Consider the following 19,801-nt stretch of genomic DNA (forward strand, 5'->3'; position numbering starts at 1 on the left):
CCGTCCGCCCGCACCGACTCCCGATCGCGGGCTGAAGCCGCTCCTACGAGAGCAAGCAACGGTAGAACGACGAACGCGGGCAAGGCATCGATTACCGACAGCCATCGCCATCGACCGACAGCTTCGCGGCGAAGCTCGTCACCGCCGCCAGACCATCGGCGCGCGCGGCGTCGAGCGACTCGCCGAGATAGATCCGCGCCCGTCCCTGGGCGTCGAGTTCCGGCGGTGCCGCATCGCCGGGCTTGCGCCAGACCTCGACTACCGCCCTTTGCGACGGACAGGCGGCGTTGGGCACGCTGATGCGGTCGTTGAGGATCCAGCCCGCATCGGTCGAGGGCTTCGCCTTGCCGGCATCGACGAAGCGCGCGCGCGGCTGGCAGTTGGGGCTGGTCCGCACCACGGCGAACCGGTACGGCTCGGCTGCCTGCCCGGTGAACATGCCTTCCAGTCGCGCGCAGGCCTCGGGGATGGCGCGCAGTGTGTGGGCGGCGCCGACCGCCTGCGGGGTGGCCTCGGCGCGGTCGATTTCAGGCTCGGCCGCCATCGATGCGAACGGCAGCGCGGTGGCGAGCAGCAGGGTGGCGAGCGGGGTGAGCGGGCGCATGGCGGTTTCCGGATCAGGGACGGGGCGACGCTCGCACGCGCGCGCTGAATGACGCGTCTACACCCGCCTTCTGGAGGAGCGGCTTCAGCCGCGATCCGGAACCGTCCGCCCGCGCCGACTTCCGGTCGCGGCTGAAGCCGCTCCTACAAGGGCCCACACCCCGATGCGTGGCACGGACATCCCCGGAACAGCGCCCGACTGACTCACCGCGCGGAGAACGAAGCCAATGGCCCACCCGCTGTGCCATAGTCAAGCCGTTGCCGGCGGTTCAGCCGCCGCGCCAACCACAACGAGTGCGCAGGATCCGAAATTCCACGTAGTCCACTTTCTGATGGGGAGGGGTTCATGCTGGAGCAGTACGGTTTGGCCTTGGCGCTGGTCTGCGCCGTCATCGCGATCCTGTACGGGATCATCTCCGCGCGCTGGATCAGCGCCCAACCCGCCGGCAACGAACGCATGCAGCAGATCGCCGGTGCGATCCAGGAAGGCGCGCGCGCCTACCTGAATCGGCAGTACCTGACGATCGCGATCGCCGGCGTGGTGCTGTTCCTGCTGATCGGCTTCTTCCTGGGCTGGTCGACGGGCGGCGGGTTCCTGATCGGCGCGGTGCTGTCGGGCGCGGCCGGCTACATCGGCATGAACGTCTCGGTCCGTGCCAACGTGCGCACCGCCGAGGCCGCGCGTCGCGGCATGGGGCCGGCGATGGACGTGGCGTTCCGCGGCGGCGCGATCACCGGAATGCTGGTGGTCGGGCTCGGCCTGCTCGGCGTCGCCGGCTACTGGTGGCTGCTGCCGCGGATGGGCATCGTCGGCGAGCCGGCGCTGCACGCGTTGGTGGGACTGGCGTTCGGCTCGTCGCTGATCTCCATCTTCGCCCGCCTCGGTGGCGGCATCTTCACCAAGGGCGCGGACGTCGGAGCCGACCTGGTCGGCAAGGTCGAGGCCGGCATCCCGGAGGACGATCCGCGCAACCCGGCGGTGATCGCCGACAACGTCGGCGACAACGTCGGCGACTGCGCCGGCATGGCCGCCGACCTGTTCGAGACCTACGCGGTCACCGTCATCGCGACCATGCTGCTGGGCTACCTGATGGCCGACGTGGTCGGCACCAACGGTGCGCTGTACCCGCTGGTGCTGGGCGGCGTGTCGATCATCGCCTCGATCATCGGCGCGATGTTCGTGCGGGTGAAGGACGGCGGCTCGATCATGGGCGCGCTGTACAAGGGCGTGATCGTGTCGGCGGTGCTGGCGGCGATTGCGTTCTACCCGGTCACCACGATGCTGATGGACGACTTTGCCGCCGGGCCGATGAACCTGTACGTCTGCGCCCTGGTCGGGCTGGCGTTGACCGGCGCGATCGTCTGGATCACCGAGTACTACACCGGCACCCAGTACAAGCCGGTGCGGCACATCGCGGCGGCGTCGACCACCGGCCACGGCACCAACATCATTGCCGGCCTCGGCATCTCGATGAAGTCGACCGCGTGGCCGGTGATCGCGGTCTGCATCGCGATCTGGGGCTGCTTCGAGCTCGCCGGGCTCTACGGCATCGCGATCGCCGCCACCGCGATGCTGTCGATGGCCGGCATGATCGTCGCGCTCGACGCCTACGGCCCGATCACCGACAACGCCGGCGGCATCGCCGAGATGGCCGAGCTGCCGCCGGAGGTGCGCGACATCACCGATCCGCTCGACGCGGTCGGCAACACCACCAAGGCGGTGACCAAGGGCTACGCGATCGGTTCGGCGGCCCTGGCCGCCCTGGTGCTGTTCGCCGACTACACCCACAACCTGCAGGCCAGCAACCCGGGCGAGCTGTTCGCGTTCGACCTGTCCGACCACGAGGTGATCATCGGCCTGCTGATCGGCGGCCTGATCCCGTACCTGTTCGGCGCGATGGCGATGGAGGCGGTCGGCCGCGCGGCCGGCGCGGTGGTGGAGGAGGTGCGCCGGCAGTTCCGTGACATTCCGGGGATCATGCAGGGCACCGGCAAGCCGCAGTACGACAGGGCGGTCGACATGCTGACCCGCTCGGCGATCCGGGAAATGATCGTGCCGTCGCTGCTGCCGGTGGCGGTGCCGATCGTCATCGGCCTGCTGCTGGGGCCGAAGGCATTGGGCGGACTGCTGATCGGCACCATTGTCACCGGGCTGTTCGTGGCGATCTCGATGACCACCGGCGGCGGCGCCTGGGACAACGCCAAGAAGTACATCGAGGACGGCAACCACGGCGGCAAGGGGAGCGAGGCGCACAAGGCGGCGGTGACCGGCGACACCGTCGGCGATCCCTACAAGGACACCGCTGGACCAGCGATCAATCCGCTGATCAAGATCATCAACATCGTCGCGCTGCTGCTGGTGCCGTTGCTCTGACGCCCGACGGGGCGAATGGGGGCGGCCCGCGGGTCGCCCCTTTTTTAGCCGTTGCAGAAGCCCCGCAGACGCATCCGCCTGCGTGGCAGACATTCCGCCAGGTGACCGGCGCCATTGCGAATGATTGCCCAGCGGCTGCGGCACCATGCTGCGACGCAGCAGCCGGAGGCGTAAAATGCCCGGTTTCCCGGCCGCCTCGCGGCCTCCCCCGCACACTGGAGCACCGCGCATGGGCCTGGACCTCGTCCCGACCGGCAAGAACCCGCCGGACGAAATCAACGTCATCATCGAAATCCCCAAGGACGCCGAGCCGGTCAAGTACGAGGTCGACAAGGCCTCCGGCGCGATCTTCGTCGATCGCATCCTGTCGACCCCGATGCGCTACCCGTGCAACTACGGCTACGTCCCGCACACCCTGTGCGGCGATGGCGACCCGGCCGACGTGCTGGTGATCCTGCCGCTGCCGCTGATTCCCGGCTCCGTCATCCGCTGCCGTCCGGTCGGCGTGCTGAAGATGAGCGACGAGGCCGGCAGCGACGAGAAGCTGCTCGCGGTGCCGGTCGACAAGGTGTTCGCCGGCTACGCCCACATCGACGACATCTCGAAGGTCAGCCCGCACTGGTGCGAGCGCATCGGCCACTTCTTCGAGCACTACAAGGACCTGGAAAAGGGCAAGTGGGTCAAGCTCGATGGCTGGGGCGGCGCCGACGAGGCCAAGCAGATCCTGCTCGATTCGATGAAGCGTTTTGAAGGTTCGGCGGATCGGCCGAATTTCTGAGCGAACGGCCGCTCGGCTGCTCTACAGAAAAGCCCGGCACGAAGCCGGGCTTTTTGTCTTCTGGACGCCAGTCCGTTAGTTCTGCGCGTTCAACTCGGTGCGACGGTTGGTCTCGCTCTTGCACTCCGGCAGGTCCTGCGGGGTGTTCTCGAGCGGACGGCTCTCGCCGTAGCCGTTCGGACCGACCAGGCGCGAGGCATCGATGCCGTTGCTGGTCAGGTAGTCGTAGACCGCCTGCGCGCGGCGCTCCGACAGGCTCTGGTTATAGGCGTCCGAACCGCACATGTCGGTGTGGCCGGCGACCTCGACCCGCATGTCCGGATAGCGCTGCAGGATCTGCACCGCCTCGCCCAGGATCGCGACGGCGTCCGGACGCAGGTTCGACTTGTCGAAGTCGAAGTTCACGCCCTTCAGGTCGATCGACACCGGCACCGGGCAACCGTCCGGACCGATGGTCTGGCCGGCCTGCGAGCCGGGGCACTTGTCGTCACAGTTGTTGACGCCGTCACCGTCGTCGTCCAGATCGGCGCAGCTCGGCGCGGCCGGCGCGGGAGCCGGGGCCACCGGGGCGACCGGATCCGGCCCCAGGGCCACGGTCAGCCCTACCGAAGCGAGGATGTCGGTGAAGTACTCCTCCTGCTCCTGGGGCGCGCGCGCCTGGAGATCGTCGAAGTCGACGCGGGTTCCGATCTCGGTGCGGAGGTCGACCCGGTCGAAGTCGAACTGCAGACCCACCCCGAGGTTGGCGGCGATGTTGTTGTCCTCATGCTGCGCCGGCCAGCCGTCATCGGGTTCGCCGAAAGCGGGGTCGCGCACGAATTCCTCCTCGTGGCGCTGGTAACCCAGGCCCATGCGCACGTATGGCCACCATGACCGCTCCATGTTGCGGAAGTGGTAGCGCGCATCGACGGAGGCCCCGTACTGGCTCCACCACAGATTCGGGTCGACGGTCTTGTCGGGGTTCTGGTAGTTCAGCTCGAAATCCAGAGACCAGTTGGGGTTAAGGAACTTACCCAAGCCAATGGTGGCGAACGGCGTGTCCTCGGTGGCGCGATCCTCGTCCTGCGCATTGACGCCGAACGAGCCCGCCACGTACCAGCGATCGTCGTATTCCTGCGCCAGCGCACTCTGCGCCATCGCAAGGCCACCCAGCAACGCAACGCCCAGCAGCTTCTTCTTCATCTTGAGGCTCCAGAATTGATGTTGATCGACTTCCGCATGCATCGAAAAACCGGACCGCGCCCCCTGAACCGTTTACATCTAGAACGCCGCAAACATAGCAATCCCCCCCACGCCCTCTCGACAGGGAATTAACAACTGACTCCAAGTGCTTCGCGCAACGGCTGCAGTTGCTGTGCGTAGGGCGCCCACTTGGGCTGGCCGCGCGCGTGCACGACGTCACGTACCTGGACTGCGCTTGCGGTTGCTACAGCGCGTCGGCGGTGCCGCAACGCCAGCATCCCCGGCTCGAACTCGAAACCGCAGAACGCCCCCACCCGTCGCAATACGGGCTCCGGGCTCCGGGTCAGTTCGCCGTAGTCGACATTCAGGATCCGCCCGGGAAACGCCCGATGCCAATGCGCCATCAGGTGCTGGTACTGCCGGTAATAGTCCCCCAGTTCTCCTTGGTCATAGGAATAGGCACACGCGTCGGAGAAGAACTCGCGCAGGTTGGAAAAGCAGGTTTCCAACGGGTTCCGGGTCATGTGCAGAATCCTGGCCTGCGGCAACGCCTGGCAGATGAAACCGGTATTGAGGAAGTTGGAGGGCAACTTGTCGGTGAAGTAACGCTCCCGCCCAAGGCGCCACTCCATGTCCCGGAGGTACCGGGCTCCGATATCCGCATAGTCGAGTCCGGCCGCCCCCTCGACGATGGTGGTGTCGATCACGCCCCGGCAGTGGTGATCGGTGGCATGACGCATCTGGCTGGTGAAGTCGTACAGCTCACCCACGCCCTTGATGTCGGAGTGGCCATCCAGCAGTTGCTCGAGCAGCGTCGTGCCGGACCGGTGCATGCCCACAATGAAGATGGGGATACGCGTATCGCGTGCAGCAGGCGCCGACGGAGGGGCCACGGGCAAGGCGATCAGGGAGGACACGAGCTCACGCGACTCCTCCGCCCGGTAGTTCAACGTCGAACGCTTCGCGCGGCATGCCTGCTCCAGAGCGGACCAGGCCTCGTCATACCGGCCAAGGTCATCCAGTTCCTTATGCAGTGCGTACGCGAGCAGTGCAATGTCCTGTGATTTCCGCGCAGGACGACGCAGCTCGGCGCGGATCGCCTCGACGTGATTGCCGTCAACACCCTGCGTACGAAGTCTCGCCAGGAGCCACCAGCCCTGCGCCAGCTCCGGTGCCCGGCGAAGGCATCTGCCGATATCCGCTTCGGCCTCGTCAAAGCGTCCGAGATACATCAATACCTGGCCACGGGCCAGCAGCGTCGCGGGATAAGCAGGGTCGCCGCGCCTGGCCTCGTCCAGCAGGCGCAATGCGCGCTCCTGCTCGTTGAGGTAACTGTATTGCGCGGCACACGCCAACAGGACGGGGATCGACATCCGCTCCAGTGGCTCGAGTCGCCCGACGTACTCGTCCAGCGCCTGCACGACGTTGAACGTGCGCAGCCGCGAGACGAGCTCCCTGACCACGGCTGGATCGCGCGTGCCGGTTCGACCCGCGCGCAACGCATACTCGCGTGCAGCGCGGTAGCGCCCCGCCAATGACGCGATGTACGACAGCTGGACCAGAACGCCCGGATGTTCCGGCGACAGCTCCAGCAACCTGTTGAAGCAGGCCGTGGCCTGTTCCCATTCGCGGCGGCTGGCATGCAACTCCGCCCGTTGCCACAACCCGCGGGCATGCTGCTGTGCCGACAAGGCAGGGGCTCCCGCGGCCGGATGGTGGGCCGTTGTCACGGCCAGACCACGCCGAGCCGCTGGCGCAGTGGTTCCAGGCGGGAGCCGTACCTTCGCCATGCATCGATGCCATGCCGATTGATCGGTCGCCTCACCTGTGAGCTGCTCGCAGTCGCGACCGGCGCGGTGTTGCGGGTGATATCGACCGTGGCCGGGTCGAACGCAATCCCGCAGAACGCAGCCACCTGTGCGGCGGTCGCCGCGGTATCCGTCACCAGCGCCTCGTAGTCGACCAGCTGGAACTGCTCCGGCATCACTTCCTGCCAATGCGCGCACAGGCTGTCGAAGCGCCGGTAATGAGCCGCCAGTTCGTCGAAGTCATAGCTGTAGCCGTAGGCATCGCCGGGGAACAGCTCCTTGAGGTTCGAGAAACACGCATCCATCGGCGCACGCCGTAGACAAAGGATGCGCGCTGTCGGCAACGCCTTGGCGATGAAGCCGGCATTGACGAAGTTCATCGGGTTCTTGTCGATCATGACGGCGCCGCCGCCGGCGCGCGGATCGGTGCGCCGCAGGTAGCGCTGCCCCACCGCGCCGAAATCGACGGACGTCAACGCCTCGATAGTGGCCTCGCTGGCTCCGAGTCCCAGGAAGCGGTTCGCTTCCCAGCACATCGCACTGTTGAAGTCATTCAGCTCCCCCGCGGCGCGGACCTGTGCGTGGCCACCAAGGATCCTCTCCAGCAGGGTCGTACCCGAACGCGGCAATCCGACGATGAATACCGGCGTCCGCGACGGCGCGTCGGATGTACCGCGCTCATGTACGAATCCACGGTTGACCTGCCTTGTCAGGGCATCGATTCCCTTCTGCTCAAGGTCCGCGCGATAGGACGACGTCCGCCGCTTGCAGCGGGCTCCCGCCAGCAGACTCTGCCAGGCACCATCGAGATCGCCGGCGTGGTCCAGTTCCTTGAAAAGCGCGTAGTGAAGATAGACCTGCTCGGGCGCATCCTCCGCGAACCGGTCCCGGATGCGCCGGATCCTGTCGATGCGGGCGCCAGGCACGTCCGCCTTGGCATGGTACGCAAGCGACCAGTGAGCCTCGGCGTGCTCCGGCCTGATCGCCAGGCACCGTTCGTACTCTTCGGTGGCTTCCTGCACTCTTCCGCAGTAACGCAGCACATTGGCTTTCGCATAGCTCAACAGGTGACTGCCGGGGGCCTTCGCCTGCGCCATTTCGACCAACTGCAGCGCTTCGGCCAGGTGCCCGGTCAACCAGAGATGCTGGGCCAACACGGCCGAATCCCTGATGATTTCCGGCCTCGACCACTCCGCGGCGGCGATCAGGCGACCCACCTCCTGGTGCTCGTCGAAATCGAGCAGCAGCCGGGTCACCACGGCAAGATCCTTCCAGCGTCCCTTGCGAACGCTGGCCGCTGCCTGCAGGGCGTGCTCGCGCGCTGCACGGTAATTGCCGAAGGCGCGCTCCAGCGCAGACAGCCGCAGGCGGACGTAGAGCCGGTCGACGTCACCGGCAATCAGGCGCCCGTAGATCTGCCCCGCGGCGTCCAGCTCACCACGGAGCTCGTGGGCACGCGCGGCGCGCCACTCCTGTTCAAACGCAGTGTCCATGCCCTGCCCCGTGGAATCGCCCGGTCGCCCGCTTCGGTCGGCAACAGGACGGCCGCCCTGTCCGGGGCGGCCGTCGGCTTCGGATCCTCGCGCGATCAGAAGTCGTACTGGACCAGGAACCGCACCGAGCGCGGACGCTGGAAGGACGCCGGCAACAGGTAGGTTTCCGACGGAGCGCCCGTGGCCCGGACCTCCGCGGTTTCGACTACCGAGGTCACCTTCTGCGAGTTGAAGACGTTGAACACGTCCATCTGCAGCCGCAGGCCTTCCATCCAGTTCGGCCGGTAGATGACGTTCATGTCGACCGAATTGGTCCACGGCAGGCGGCCCTTGGTACCGCGGGGGAACGCCTGCACGGTGTCGTCGTCCAGTCCGCCCGCCGCGGTCGTGCCACAGCGCATGAACGACGACCCGTACGGATGGGGGCTGTAGCCCGGTCCCTCGTCGAGATCGAGCACGCCGAAGCAGTTGAGCGGACGACCCGACTGCACCAGCAGGTTGGCGCCCACCGACCACTCCTCGGTGAAGTCGTAGCTGCCGAACAGCTTCAGCGTGTGGCGGCGGTCGTTCGGGAGATAGCCGAAGGTGTCCACGGTCAACGCCAGATAATCGAAATCCTGGGTGACATTGGTGTTGTCCTGGCCGATGTCCGACTTGACGCCGCCCTCGGTGTTGCCCTTGCTCTTGGCGTAGGTATAGGAGCCCTGGAAGAAGAAGTCGTCCCACGCGCCGTCGAAGAAGAACTCCATCGCCGTGTAGGTACGCTTGGCCTGCGGCGAGAGCATGTCGCCCGGGATCGTCACCTCCCGCAGCGTTCCGTCGCCATAGAAGTCCGTCAGGAACACCGCGTCCTCGCCCGGATTGAACATGCGGCAATACGGGAAGCCTTCATTCGGCAGTGCAGCAAAGGTGGCGCCGCCGTCCTCGGAGAAGCCCAGGAAATCGCCGTCGGCGTTGAAGGTGGGCTCGAACCCTGCAGCATCGAGCACCGGGGCGTAATCGCAGTTGTCGTCGATGGCCGCCTTCAATTCACGGAAGATCGCACGGGTACCGATCGAGAAGTTGTCGGTCAGCTCCTTCTGGAACCCCAGGATGTACTCGTCCTGGTACATCGGATCCAGGTTCTGCGAGGCGACCGTCGCGGCCACATGCGGCTGGCCGGTTTCGGCGTTGATGTAGCGGAAGTCACCGCGCGACACCGGATCGATCGGCTCGCCGGTCTCCGGGTCGACGCCGCTGTAGGTGAAGGTCTCGCGGGTGAACAGCGATGCGCTGGCACCTCGTACCGCCACACTCGGGGTCAGCGGCAGGGCGTACCGGCCGGCATTGCCGAAGACCTTGAAGCTCGAGTCACCGAACACGTCCCACGAGAAGCCCAGGCGGGGAGCGAACTGGTTTTCGATCTCGACGTAGGTATCGCCGTTGCCCTGTACGTTCTCGAACGTGTCCCAGCGCGCACCCAGATAGGCGATGAAGCTCGGCGTGATGCTCCAGTAGTCCTCGACGTAGTAGGCGTGCTGGTTGACCTCCACGGTGGAGCCCTGCGCGAAGAACTGCTGCTGGACGATGTCCAGATCGTCGGCATTGCCATCGATACCGTCGGGGTCGGAGGTCAGGTAGGTCCAGGAATAGCCGCCCTCCATGCCCTCGCCCGCCACGGACTCGTAGTCGTCGCGGTCATAGCCGAAGCGCAGGCGGTGGTCGCCCAGCAGCCATTCCGCGTCCAGGCGAAACTGCTCGCGGGTATCTTCCGAATCGACGCGCTCGAGGGTGCCTCCGCTGATATTGCAGTCGCTGAAGTACGGACCGGTGATCTCCTGCCGGTAACCCGGGCGCGAATCGGTTACGACCGGGCAGCCCGGCTGGTCCACCGCATTGAAATCGCCGGTGTAGAAAACCTTCTCGCCGTCGGGGCTGAGCAGGTACTCGCCGCGCGAATAGGTACTGCGGCCGGCCAGGGCGGACAGCGTGAACGAATCGGACAGGTAGCCGGTGTAGCGGAGCACGTAGTTGTCGCCGCCGGACTCGGTGACATTGCTGCCGAGATACTCGGTCCGGTCGAACTCGCCGGGGTCGTTGAGGTAGGTCTCGATCGACTCTTCGCTCTTGTCCGAGAACGCGGTGAACTCCAACAGGTGGTTGTCGCTGAGATTCCAGTCGAGTTTCACCAGCCAGTTGACGTCCGGGGTTTCCCGCGTCTCCACCGTGTTGCTGGTGGCCAGGGTGCTGCCCCAGACATCCTCGTCCTCCTTGCTGTAGGACAGGATGCCGTAGGCGAACAGGCGATCCTGGATCAGCGCGCCACTGGCCCACAGGTTGGCGCGCATGGACTCCAGTTCGTCCTGCGAGTTGTCACTGCGCAGGGTGCCGTAACTGTCGGGAGTCAACGGATTGGAGTAGTACGTGTTGCTGACGTCTTCGCGCAGGGAGCTCGGGCTGAAGTAGACGTTGCCGCCGGCGTGGAACTCGTTGGTGCCGCGCTTGGTGATCTGGTTGACCACGCCACCCAGCGAGCGGCCGAACTCTGCGCCGTAACCGCCGGTCTTGATCTGCTGCTCGGCCACGGCCTCGAACGGGATGGTTCCGAAATTCAGGTTCCGGTACGTGTTGGTGACGTTGAAGCCGTTGACGTAGTACTGGTTCTCTGCGACGGACGAACCACCGAACGATGCCAGGTTGCCGAAGGCGGAATCGCCGCGCACCGTGCCCGGCGCCAGCAGCGCCACGGCAGTGGTGTCCTGCGGCACCGGGATCGCCTTCATCTGCTCGGAAGTGAGGATCGTGGTCGACTCCACCGACGACACGTCGATCGGGTTGACCAGGGCAGAACCCACGACGGTGACCGTGCCGAGCGTGGTGGCGTCCCCGGCAGTGGCCGTGCTTACGAAATCGACGTTGGATGCGGTGCCGATCGACACGCGGGTCGCGCGCGTGGCGGTGGTTCCGTCAGCCGCACTGCGGGTGACGGTGTACTGCCCGGCCGGCAAGGCCGAGAAACGATAGCTGCCATCCCCGGTGACGGTAATCGTGCGCGAAAAGCCGGTGTTCGGATTCTCGATGGTGATCGTGTCACCGGCTTGGGCCTGGCCTGCGACGGCGCCCACGCTGGTCTGTGCCTGGACCCCGGCCGCAAAACACATGCCCAGTGCCACGGCGAGTGCATTGCGCTTCAGGCCCCGTGAAAGGTTCTTGGAAGGCATTTCGGATCCCTCTGAGAGTTGAGATAACTGCTGCAGCGTCCCCCTTAGCCAATTTCCACTTCCGGCTGGACCGGACTATAGGCACCGAAACGCAGCGTTAACAACCCCCTCAGCGCCTGTTCAGGTTCGTCGTGCTCGCCAACCTGATAGGACGCCGCTTCGCCCTGATCCCACTCGGCAGCACCCCGGGGATGTACGTACACGCCTTTGGGTAGCCACCGAAATCCCACCTCACCATTCGAGCTGGACGCCCGCGCGCTCGAACAGCAAACGCAATGGCGCCAGTTCCTCCCGATAGTGCTTCCAGCGCTGCATCGCCGTGCGATAGATGGGAGAGCGAACCTGCACCGCGCTGGCCGTGGCAACCGGCGCCCGGTTCCGCTCGAACTTCATGCACGCTTCATCCCATGGCAGTCCGCAGAGCTCCAGCAGGTGGCACGTCGCCCCCTCCTGCGAATCGACCAGCGACTCATAGTCCACCTGCGCGACCCTGCCCGGTAGCCGCTGCTCCCAGTGCGCCATCAGCTCGTCGAACATCAGGTAGTAGTGCCCGACATCCAGCAGGTCGTAGGAATAGTCGTGGTACGGGGAATCCAGAGAGAACAGCTGCCGGAAATTGCTGAGGCAGGTGTCCATCGGGTTACGCCGTACGCAGATGATCTTCGCGTGCGGCAGTGCGCGCGCGATGTACCCCACGTACAGGAAGTTGTGCGGCAGCTTGTCGATGAAGCGCGGGGTGTTCCCCGTGAGCACTCTCGTGCTCTCCAGATACGCGGTGCCCAGCTTTTCCCAATCCAGGCTGCGCGCCCGTTGCACGGTATCGGCATCCAGAATCGGCGCGGTGCGGCTGCCGGACGCGCGTTTGAGTTCGATGCCGAAGTTGGGCAGTTCACCGGCGGATTCGACCTGAGGGTGCATGGATAGAATGCGCTCGACCAGCGTGGTACCGGTCCGTGGCATTCCGATGACGAAGATGGGTTGGGAGCTTGCGCAGCCGTTCGCCGCGGGTGCATCGGCTTGGCCCGCGGTTTCGACTTCACCAGGAGCCTGCATCAGGGCCTTGAACATTTTCCGGTCCCGTTCGCGCGCGCCCGCACGCGCGGCGCTGTGCGTCGTCTTGCCCGCAACCAGATGCTTGAAGGAGCGCGCGTACTCGCCGATATCTTCGTATTCCTTGGCGAGCGCCAGGTTCAAGTAGAGCTGCGCTTCGGGGCGATGCCCATCCCGATCGAGTTGCGCCCGCAACCGGCCGATATGGTTCTCATCCGGTTGCTGTCTACGAAGCTGGGCCAGGCTGAAGTGCGCGAGCCAATGACGCGGCGCCAACGTAATACAGGTTTCGTACTCGCGCTCGGCACCGGCCAGGTCGCCGCAGAACGTCAATGCCGCGCCGAGGTTGAATCGGTACTCCGCCTGCTGAGGTGCCTGCTGGACGGCGCGACGGAACATTTCGGCGGCCCGCCGATGCGCGTTCGCCTGGGCATAGATCACCCCGAACGTGTCGAGCACCGCGTGTCCGAGCGACACCTGGACGCTTACCTCGTCCGCCAGCGCAAGCGCTTCGGGTACGGCGTCCGTTGCGCAAAGCGCCTTGGCGAGTTCGGCGGCATAGTCGGCCCGGTCGGGCGCCAGTGAAACGGCGCGGCGCAGGTATGCCAGCGCTGGCGCCATCTGCCGTTGTCTCAGTGCCGCGATACCCGCGAGCGCATGCAATCCCGCATGCCGTCGCCCGTGCGGCAACAACAGCTCGGCCGACTTCTGGGCCTCGGCCCAGTGCCCACGTTCCAGCGCATGGACCGCAGCCGCGTACAGCCGCTCCCGCTCCTGGATTGCAGAGACCATTCAAACCTCCAGGCTTCGGCAGCCGGTGCTACCGGTGTTCGCGGAAGCTACAAAAGACCACGGCCCCTCGAAAGGGGCCGTGGTGGTGTTGCACGGTGATCCTGCAAGGATCAGAAGCGCTGCTGGTACTTCATGTATACGAAGCGACCGATGTCGTAGCCACCGTAGTACGAGTAGCTCGAGTTCGGCGCGCTGAACATCGCCGGACCCTGGTGGTCGAACACGTCGTTCGCACCGACCGACACCTTGGCGTTCCACGGAGCTTCCCAGCTGACCTGGACGTCGTGGAAGGTGTTGGAGCCGACCCGGTTCATCGGAACCACCTCACCCTGGGTATCCGGGGCCTGGTAGTTCGGGATGTTGCAGATCTCCTCGAAGTAGCACTCCTCCTTCACGCCGGAGTAGTAACGCATGCCCCAGTTGACCGAGAAATCGTTGAGGGCCCAACCGACGTTCAGGTTCGAACGTACGCGGAAGTTGCTGCCGAAGCCGTTGCTGACCTGCTCCGGGGTGTCCTCTTCGCTCGTGGTCTTCAGCACGTTCTTGCTGACGTAGGTCGTCTGCCAGTTGGTGGTGAAGCGGCCGTAGTCAGTGTTCATCCGGTAGCCGACGTCGACATCGAAGCCCTCGGTCTCGACGTAGCCAGCGTTACGCAGACCATAGGTCAGGTCGTCGACGTAGCCACGAACCGGGTCACGGGTGAAGTTGTTGCAGCGCGATTCGATCAAGGCGATGTAGCAGTCCTGCATGATCTGGTTGGCGCTGTCCGCGATCATGGTGTTCTCGATGCGGATGTTCCACCAGTCGATACCGACGCTCAGGCCCTCTACGAAGCTCGGGCTGTACACGAAACCGACGGTCTTGGACTCGGAGGTTTCAGGGGTCAGGTTCGGGTTCGAACCGCTGGTGAAGGCCACCGGGGTCTGCGCGGCCTTGCTGTCGGTCGGCACGAAGCCCTGCTTCAGCTGGCGGTAGTCCGCACCGACGTCCTGCAGGCAGCGTGCGCTACCGGCTGCGTCACCATAGACGCTGTCGCACGGATCCATGAAGCCGGTCACGAAGCTCTCGGAGCCGCCGCCGTACAGATCGGAGATGGTCGGCGCACGGAAGCCCTCCGACCAGGTACCGCGGACGAGCAAGTCGTCAGACGGACGCCAGGTGAAACCGAACTTGCTGTTGGTGGTGTCGCCGAAGGTGGTGTAATCCGAGTAGCGGCTGGCCACGCTCAGGCTCAACTCCTTGGCGAAGGCCATGTCGGCCAGCACCGGGATGCTGAGCTCGGCATAGAACTCGTCAAGTGCGTAGGAACCCGAGGTCGGGCCCGCGGCGAGGTTGGTCGAGTCGCCCGACTGCGAAATCGCGTCCGGCGAGTAGGCGCCCTCTTCCTTGCGGTACTCGTATCCCACCGCGAAGCCCAGATCGCCGGCCGGCAGCGCGAACAGCGAGCCTGCCAGGTTGGCGAAGTAGCTGGTGGTCTCGGTTTCACCCAGTGCGTGCTCGGTCTTGAACAGGTAATCCTGCACGTCCGGGTCGGCCAGCGAGTTGGTGACGTCGCCGGTGCCGAAGCCCGCGAACGGGTTCCATGCGACGCAGTCGGCAATCGGCGCATCCGGGGTACCGCAGACGATCTGGCCGGCGTCGTTCATGAACGACGGGCCGACGGCGTTACGCACGTTCGGCTTGTAGAAGTTGCCGGTGTTGATGACCGTCAGCTTGTTCTGGTTGTACAGGGTGCCTGCATCCCAGTCGAAGTAGCGGTCGGCGAACTGGAACGAACCTTCGATAGCGCCGGTGAAGCGCCAGGTGGTCAGGTCGCTCTTGGTGAGGCGCGGCACTTCCCAGCCACGACGGCGCCAGTCGATCTCGCTGCCCGGCCGCGGGTTGAAGTAGCTGTCGGCCGACATCGGCGCGTCGATGACGGTTGACTGCAGCGGGTAACCCGCGATCTGGCGGGACGACGACCGGTCCGTGTACGCCATGTCGCTGACGAAGCGGATGTTGTCGGTGATGTCCCAGTTGGCGCTGGCAAACAGCGAGCGACGCTCCAGCGGGGTGATCACGTGCATCTGCTCGGCGGCGTTACTGGTGTCCGCGTCGGTCTGCTCGTGGAAGTCATCCATGCCGATGGCATCGCCATCACGATCAGGGGCGTACCACACCGGATTGCCGTCAGCATCGGTCAGGCCACTGTCAAAGTTGCCCCACTTGCCGACGACGCTGTTGCTGTACTGCGGGAAGCCCGGGTAGCTGTCGCGGCTGAACCAGCGGTCCTTCGCCCAGACGGCATCTTCCTTGTGGTACTCGCCGCCGATGGTGACCGAACCGCGGTCGCCAGCGAAGCCGGCCACGAAGTCGTAGCTCTCCTTGGTGCCGTCGCCTTCGTCGTACTGACCGTAATAGGCGTTGACCTCGGCACCGTCGAAGTTCTTGCGGGTGATGATGTTCACCACGCCGGCCATCGCATCGGAACCGTAGATGGAGGAGGCGCCGTCCTTCAGGACTTCGATGCGCTCGACCACGGCCGACGGAATGGTGGAGATGTCCTGGTAGCCGCCGGTGCTGATGCCCAGGCGCTTGCCGTTGACCAGCACCAGGGTACGCTCGGCACCCAGATTGCGCAGGTCGATGTAGGAACCGCCAACCTCTTCACCCGACGACAATGCATCGGAACGGCTGATTGCCGGGCTGCCGGCAGCCGAGATGTTCTGAAGGATGTCGGCGACGGTGTTGAAGCCCTGGTTCTCGATATCGTCGCGGCTGATCATCAGGACCGGCTGCGCCGTTTCCATGTCGACCTGGCGGATGCGCGAACCGGTGACCTCGATGCGGTCGAGGGTGGTGGCGTCGGCTGCGGGAGCTTCCTGCGCGCCGGCAAGGGCCGGCACAAGTGCGACAGCGATGCCGGCCGGCAGCAGGCCGATCCGCATCGCGGGACGCAGATTGCGTTGAGTCATTTATCTCTCTCCAGATAATCGTTATGGGCGTGTTAAACGCCCCGCCCAAACTACGGCCCGTGGGGCTACGCCGCTTTGCGGTCGAAGCCGTCTGGCTTTGCCGAATGTGTCCGCGCCGCCCGGGCCTGGGTGAGCCTGGCGCTGGTGCGGTAGTTGCTGGCGGAGGTGCCGTAGCGGGCGCGGAACGCGCGGGCGAAGCTGCAGCAGTTGTCGAAACCGCAGGCGGCCGCGACCTCGCCGATCATCATCGGGCTGCTCTCCAGCAGGTCGGCGGCGCGCTCCAGGCGCAACCGCGCCGAGGCCGACTGCGGACTCTCGTCGTACAGGCCGTGGAAGGTCTTGGAGAAGTACCAGCTGGAGAAGCTGGTCAGTTCGGCCAGTTCGGTGATCCGCACCACCCGGTCGCAATGCCCTTCCAGGTACATGCGGGCGCGCTGCAGGCGGCTGAACACCTGGCGCTTGCGCACGCGCGACCGCCCGGGGCAGCGCGCAACGCCGGCGGCGAGTTCGCGCTGGATCGAGGCCAGGTGCATCAGCAGTGGCCGCATCGCGGCGACTTCGGCGGTGCCATCGGCGCCGTGCAGGGCGCTGAGCCGCGGGCCCGCGCCGCGCCAGAGGCGGGCGAGGATGCGCGCATCCCGCGGCCCGAGCTTGCCGCGGCCGGCGAACAGGCCGACATCGACCACGCGCCCGAGCGCCTTCAGCGCATCCGCGCCGAGGCTGACGCCGAGACACAGGCCGTGGCGATCGGTCTGGAGCTGCGGACGCGACTCACGGTCGAACGCGATCCAGTCGCCGCGGCGCAGCCGGAACCGGCCCTCGCGCGATTCGACCCAGGAGCTGCCGCGCAGTTGCACCCACATGGAAAAAACGTTGCCCGACAACTGCGCGCTGCCCAGCCGCGACACGCCGATGCACCGCGTCTGCCCCTCGTGATCGGCGAAATCCGGCTGCAGCAGTTGGCCGCGATCGGCCCAGAGAGTCTTGTCCACTTGCCTACCCATTTGCCAGGAGTTGGCCCATGGGTTTGCCGGATCGGGGGACGCGCTTCAGGAAAGTTCGCGGACAGTTGGCCGAAATCGCGCCGAAAGCCGATCCGAAGGAATCACGAAAGCACTTTTCCCAATCGGTTCAATTACTTGTTCACGCCGGACCACAACACTTCGGGCGGCGCTTCGTAGGTCGCGAAGCCGATATCGCCGATGTCGTGCTCGACCAGCGTGATGTACATCACGTTGCCGCGCGGGTCCACGCTGATGCCGTAGCTCGCCCCACGCAGGTCGCCGTCGAGGCACCGGGGCCCGCGGCCGTCGCTGCGCTGCAGCTGGGCCGCGCAGCTGGCGAGGCGTTCGACCCCGAGGATGTCGCCATTGGCCCCGACCGCCCAGGAGCGGTACCGCGACACCGACGGCCAGTCGGATTGAAGCCGGCGCTCGCTGCCCGGCCGCAGGTCGAGGTCGGCCTGCCACAGGCCCGGTTCCCCCGGGCGGGCATAGACCACGCGTCCGCGCGGCGCGTCCACCTGCACCCGCGCGGCCTCGTCCAGCACCCGCACTCGATGCCACCGCCCGACACGCTGCCCGAGCAGCACCAGCTTCTGGCGACCGGCACGGTCCGCAGCCACCACCAGCAGTCGCTGGTCGCCCCGCGCCGACGCCGGGGCGTAGACCGCCTGCAGCGGCTCGTCGACCGGCAGCGGCAGTCGTGACACCCGACCACTGGCCGGCACCACCTCATAGACCGACGACGGCTCCGAGGTCGCAGCTCCGGCGCTGCGCCCGACCACCAGCAGGCGTTTGCTGTCGGCCGACCAGGACGGCAGGTACCGCGATTCCGGCTCCACGCCGTCGAGCAGGGCGAGCGACTCCGGCCGCCGGAGGTCGGCCCACCACAGCCGGTACTGGCCGGAACGGTCCGACGCGAACGCCAGCTGGCGTCCGTCCGGCGCCACCGCGGCCAGGCGGTCGCGCCCGGACGAGGCGAACAAGCGCTCGCCGGGGCCGTCGGAATCCAGGTCGAAACGGTAGATGCCGTACCGCGTCGCGCGGTGCACGTAGGCGAGTGCCGGCACGTTCGCGGCCGTCGCGGGGTCCTGCGCATCGGCGATGCCCAGGTCCACCGGGGTGCCCGCGTCCAGGTCGAGGCGGTACAGGCGGGTGGCGTTGTCCTGGTGCTGGGCGTAGATCAGCGCGCGACCGTCCGGACCCCAGTCCCAGCCGAGGATCTGCGCATTGAGGTGGGTCAGCCTCTCGGCCGTTCCACCGGTGGCCGGCAACCGCCAGAAATCGCCGACCGGCGCATTGCGGACGAACACGATCCAGCGCCCGTCCGGCGAGTAGCGCGGGGCGAAGTCGTGGTTCTGCGGGTCGGCCTGGTAGTCGAGCGCGCGCAGCTGGCCGGTGGCGAGGTCGAGCAGGTGGAGACCGGGGCGGTCGTGCAGCACGCCATGGCTGCCGAAAATCAGCCCGCGCCCGTCCGGAGTCCAGTCGAAGCTGGGCAGGTGGTGCTCGTCGCAGTGGCCCACCGCGCGCTCGGCGCCACCGCTGGCCGGGATCAGCAGCACCTGGCAACTCTTGCCCGGCACCAGCCGGAGAAAGGCGATCTCGCGGCCATCCGGCGACCACGCCGGGCTGAAGTCATCGGCTTGGCCGGTGGGCCGCGTCAGCTGCCGCGGGGTGGTCGGGGCGGTGGTCTGGACCATCACGGCGACATTGCGCTGCCCCGGCGGGATGGCCACATAGGCGACCATCGCCGCGTCCGGGCTCAGGCTCGGCGCGAGCTCGAATCCTGGCGACGAGGTGATCAGGCGGGACTCGATGCCGAACACCGGCGTCGCCGGCGCGACCGGACCCTGCGGCGGTTGGTGCCGGGCCGGGTCGGGGCGCGACCACCATGCCAGGAACCCGGCGAGCAGCAGCGCGAACGCTACCGCGCCCAGAATCGCGCGCCAGCCGCCACGCAGCCGCAAACCGGAAGCCGGTGCGGACACCGGCGAGGCGGCCCCGATGGGCGTGATGGCGCCGGTGGGGATAAATGTGGCATCGGCTTCCGGCAGCGTGTCCTCCAACCGGGACAGTCCGGGCGCCGCCACCGGCGCATCCCGGCCCGCCTGCGACGCAGGGGGCAGCCATTCGACTTCCGCCAGCAACCGGTAGCCGCTCTTGGCAATGGTCTCGATGTACGGCGCCTGGTCATCCTCGCGCGCCGGCTCGAACGCCTTGCGCAGCTGCGTGACCGCCTGGGTCACGACATCGTTGGTCGGCAGGGTGTCCGGCCAGACCGCAGTGAGCAGCGCGTCGCGGCTGACCACCCGGCCGGCGTTCCCGGCCAGCACCAGCAGCACGCCCATCGACTTGGGAGTGATCCGCCGCGCACGCCGCGCACCCGCCCCCCGCACTTCTCGCAGGGGGACGTCGACGATGCACTGGCCGACGCGCAGGCGATCGGTGGGAAGGGGCTGGGGGAGTGACGACATGAACCGGCAAGTTTCCGCAGGGCCGACGGGGGCGGTCATGTGCCGGAAGGCCAAACAAACCGGCCAACGGCGCAAACACACGGGACCGCTCC

General features: G+C 66.4%; 11 protein-coding genes. 2 read left to right on the forward strand and 9 right to left on the reverse strand.

The genetic code is table 11. From position 1 onward, the window contains the following. Window positions 1-91: 91 nt before the first annotated feature. Window positions 92-604: a hypothetical protein gene (locus tag U8331_RS12520; RefSeq protein WP_481131343.1), complete on the reverse strand. Its 513-nt coding sequence runs from the start codon at window positions 602-604 to the stop codon at window positions 92-94. Window positions 605-949: 345 nt separating this feature from the next. Between U8331_RS12520 and U8331_RS12525 the strand changes: the two genes are divergently transcribed. Continuing rightward, window positions 950-2,977 carry a sodium-translocating pyrophosphatase gene (locus U8331_RS12525; RefSeq protein ID WP_481131344.1) on the forward strand — a complete coding sequence of 676 codons (2,028 nt, stop codon included), beginning with the start codon at window positions 950-952 and terminating at the stop codon, window positions 2,975-2,977. Window positions 2,978-3,206: 229 nt separating this feature from the next. Next, window positions 3,207-3,755: an inorganic diphosphatase gene (ppa, locus tag U8331_RS12530; RefSeq protein ID WP_481131345.1), complete on the forward strand. Its 549-nt coding sequence runs from the start codon at window positions 3,207-3,209 to the stop codon at window positions 3,753-3,755. Between the two features lie 75 nt (window positions 3,756-3,830). Here ppa and U8331_RS12535 read toward each other — a convergent pair whose 3' ends face one another. From U8331_RS12535 to U8331_RS12570, 8 genes are all read right to left on the reverse strand, one after another. Continuing rightward, a complete protein-coding gene (locus U8331_RS12535; RefSeq protein ID WP_481131346.1) occupies window positions 3,831-4,937 on the reverse strand; it encodes an OmpA family protein in 1,107 nt (368 codons plus the stop codon). 128 nt (window positions 4,938-5,065) lie between these two features. Further along, window positions 5,066-6,628, reverse strand: a complete 1,563-nt coding sequence (locus U8331_RS12540; protein ID WP_481131347.1) for a tetratricopeptide repeat-containing sulfotransferase family protein — start codon at window positions 6,626-6,628, stop codon at window positions 5,066-5,068. 35 nt (window positions 6,629-6,663) lie between these two features. After that, the gene (locus U8331_RS12545; RefSeq protein WP_481131348.1) at window positions 6,664-8,238 is read right to left on the reverse strand and encodes a tetratricopeptide repeat-containing sulfotransferase family protein; all 1,575 of its coding nucleotides are present in this window, start codon (window positions 8,236-8,238) and stop codon (window positions 6,664-6,666) included. 95 nt (window positions 8,239-8,333) lie between these two features. Then, the gene (locus U8331_RS12550) at window positions 8,334-11,438 is read right to left on the reverse strand and encodes a TonB-dependent receptor (RefSeq protein WP_481131349.1); all 3,105 of its coding nucleotides are present in this window, start codon (window positions 11,436-11,438) and stop codon (window positions 8,334-8,336) included. A 231-nt stretch (window positions 11,439-11,669) separates the two neighbouring features. Continuing rightward, window positions 11,670-13,280 carry a tetratricopeptide repeat-containing sulfotransferase family protein gene (locus U8331_RS12555; RefSeq protein WP_481131350.1) on the reverse strand — a complete coding sequence of 537 codons (1,611 nt, stop codon included), beginning with the start codon at window positions 13,278-13,280 and terminating at the stop codon, window positions 11,670-11,672. Window positions 13,281-13,390: 110 nt separating this feature from the next. Then, the gene (locus U8331_RS12560) at window positions 13,391-16,234 is read right to left on the reverse strand and encodes a TonB-dependent receptor plug domain-containing protein (RefSeq protein ID WP_481131351.1); all 2,844 of its coding nucleotides are present in this window, start codon (window positions 16,232-16,234) and stop codon (window positions 13,391-13,393) included. A 65-nt stretch (window positions 16,235-16,299) separates the two neighbouring features. Beyond that, a complete protein-coding gene (locus U8331_RS12565) occupies window positions 16,300-17,226 on the reverse strand; it encodes a helix-turn-helix domain-containing protein (RefSeq protein ID WP_481131352.1) in 927 nt (308 codons plus the stop codon). A 143-nt stretch (window positions 17,227-17,369) separates the two neighbouring features. Further along, window positions 17,370-19,709: a winged helix-turn-helix domain-containing protein gene (locus U8331_RS12570; protein ID WP_481131353.1), complete on the reverse strand. Its 2,340-nt coding sequence runs from the start codon at window positions 19,707-19,709 to the stop codon at window positions 17,370-17,372. Window positions 19,710-19,801: the final 92 nt, after the last annotated feature.

The organism is Lysobacter sp. CC-YZS074, assembly GCF_056739745.1.

What these genes read in the sequence shown, in the direction of transcription:
- U8331_RS12545 (WP_481131348.1), bottom strand. Translation starts at nt 8,238, where the DNA reads ATGGACACTGCGTTTGAACAGGAGTGGCGCGCCGCGCGTGCCCACGAG.
- U8331_RS12570 (WP_481131353.1), bottom strand. Translation starts at nt 19,709, where the DNA reads ATGTCGTCACTCCCCCAGCCCCTTCCCACCGATCGCCTGCGCGTCGGC.
- ppa (WP_481131345.1), top strand. Translation starts at nt 3,207, where the DNA reads ATGGGCCTGGACCTCGTCCCGACCGGCAAGAACCCGCCGGACGAAATC.
- U8331_RS12525 (WP_481131344.1), top strand. Translation starts at nt 950, where the DNA reads ATGCTGGAGCAGTACGGTTTGGCCTTGGCGCTGGTCTGCGCCGTCATC.
- U8331_RS12535 (WP_481131346.1), bottom strand. Translation starts at nt 4,937, where the DNA reads ATGAAGAAGAAGCTGCTGGGCGTTGCGTTGCTGGGTGGCCTTGCGATG.
- U8331_RS12550 (WP_481131349.1), bottom strand. Translation starts at nt 11,438, where the DNA reads ATGCCTTCCAAGAACCTTTCACGGGGCCTGAAGCGCAATGCACTCGCC.
- U8331_RS12520 (WP_481131343.1), bottom strand. Translation starts at nt 604, where the DNA reads ATGCGCCCGCTCACCCCGCTCGCCACCCTGCTGCTCGCCACCGCGCTG.
- U8331_RS12560 (WP_481131351.1), bottom strand. Translation starts at nt 16,234, where the DNA reads ATGACTCAACGCAATCTGCGTCCCGCGATGCGGATCGGCCTGCTGCCG.
- U8331_RS12555 (WP_481131350.1), bottom strand. Translation starts at nt 13,280, where the DNA reads ATGGTCTCTGCAATCCAGGAGCGGGAGCGGCTGTACGCGGCTGCGGTC.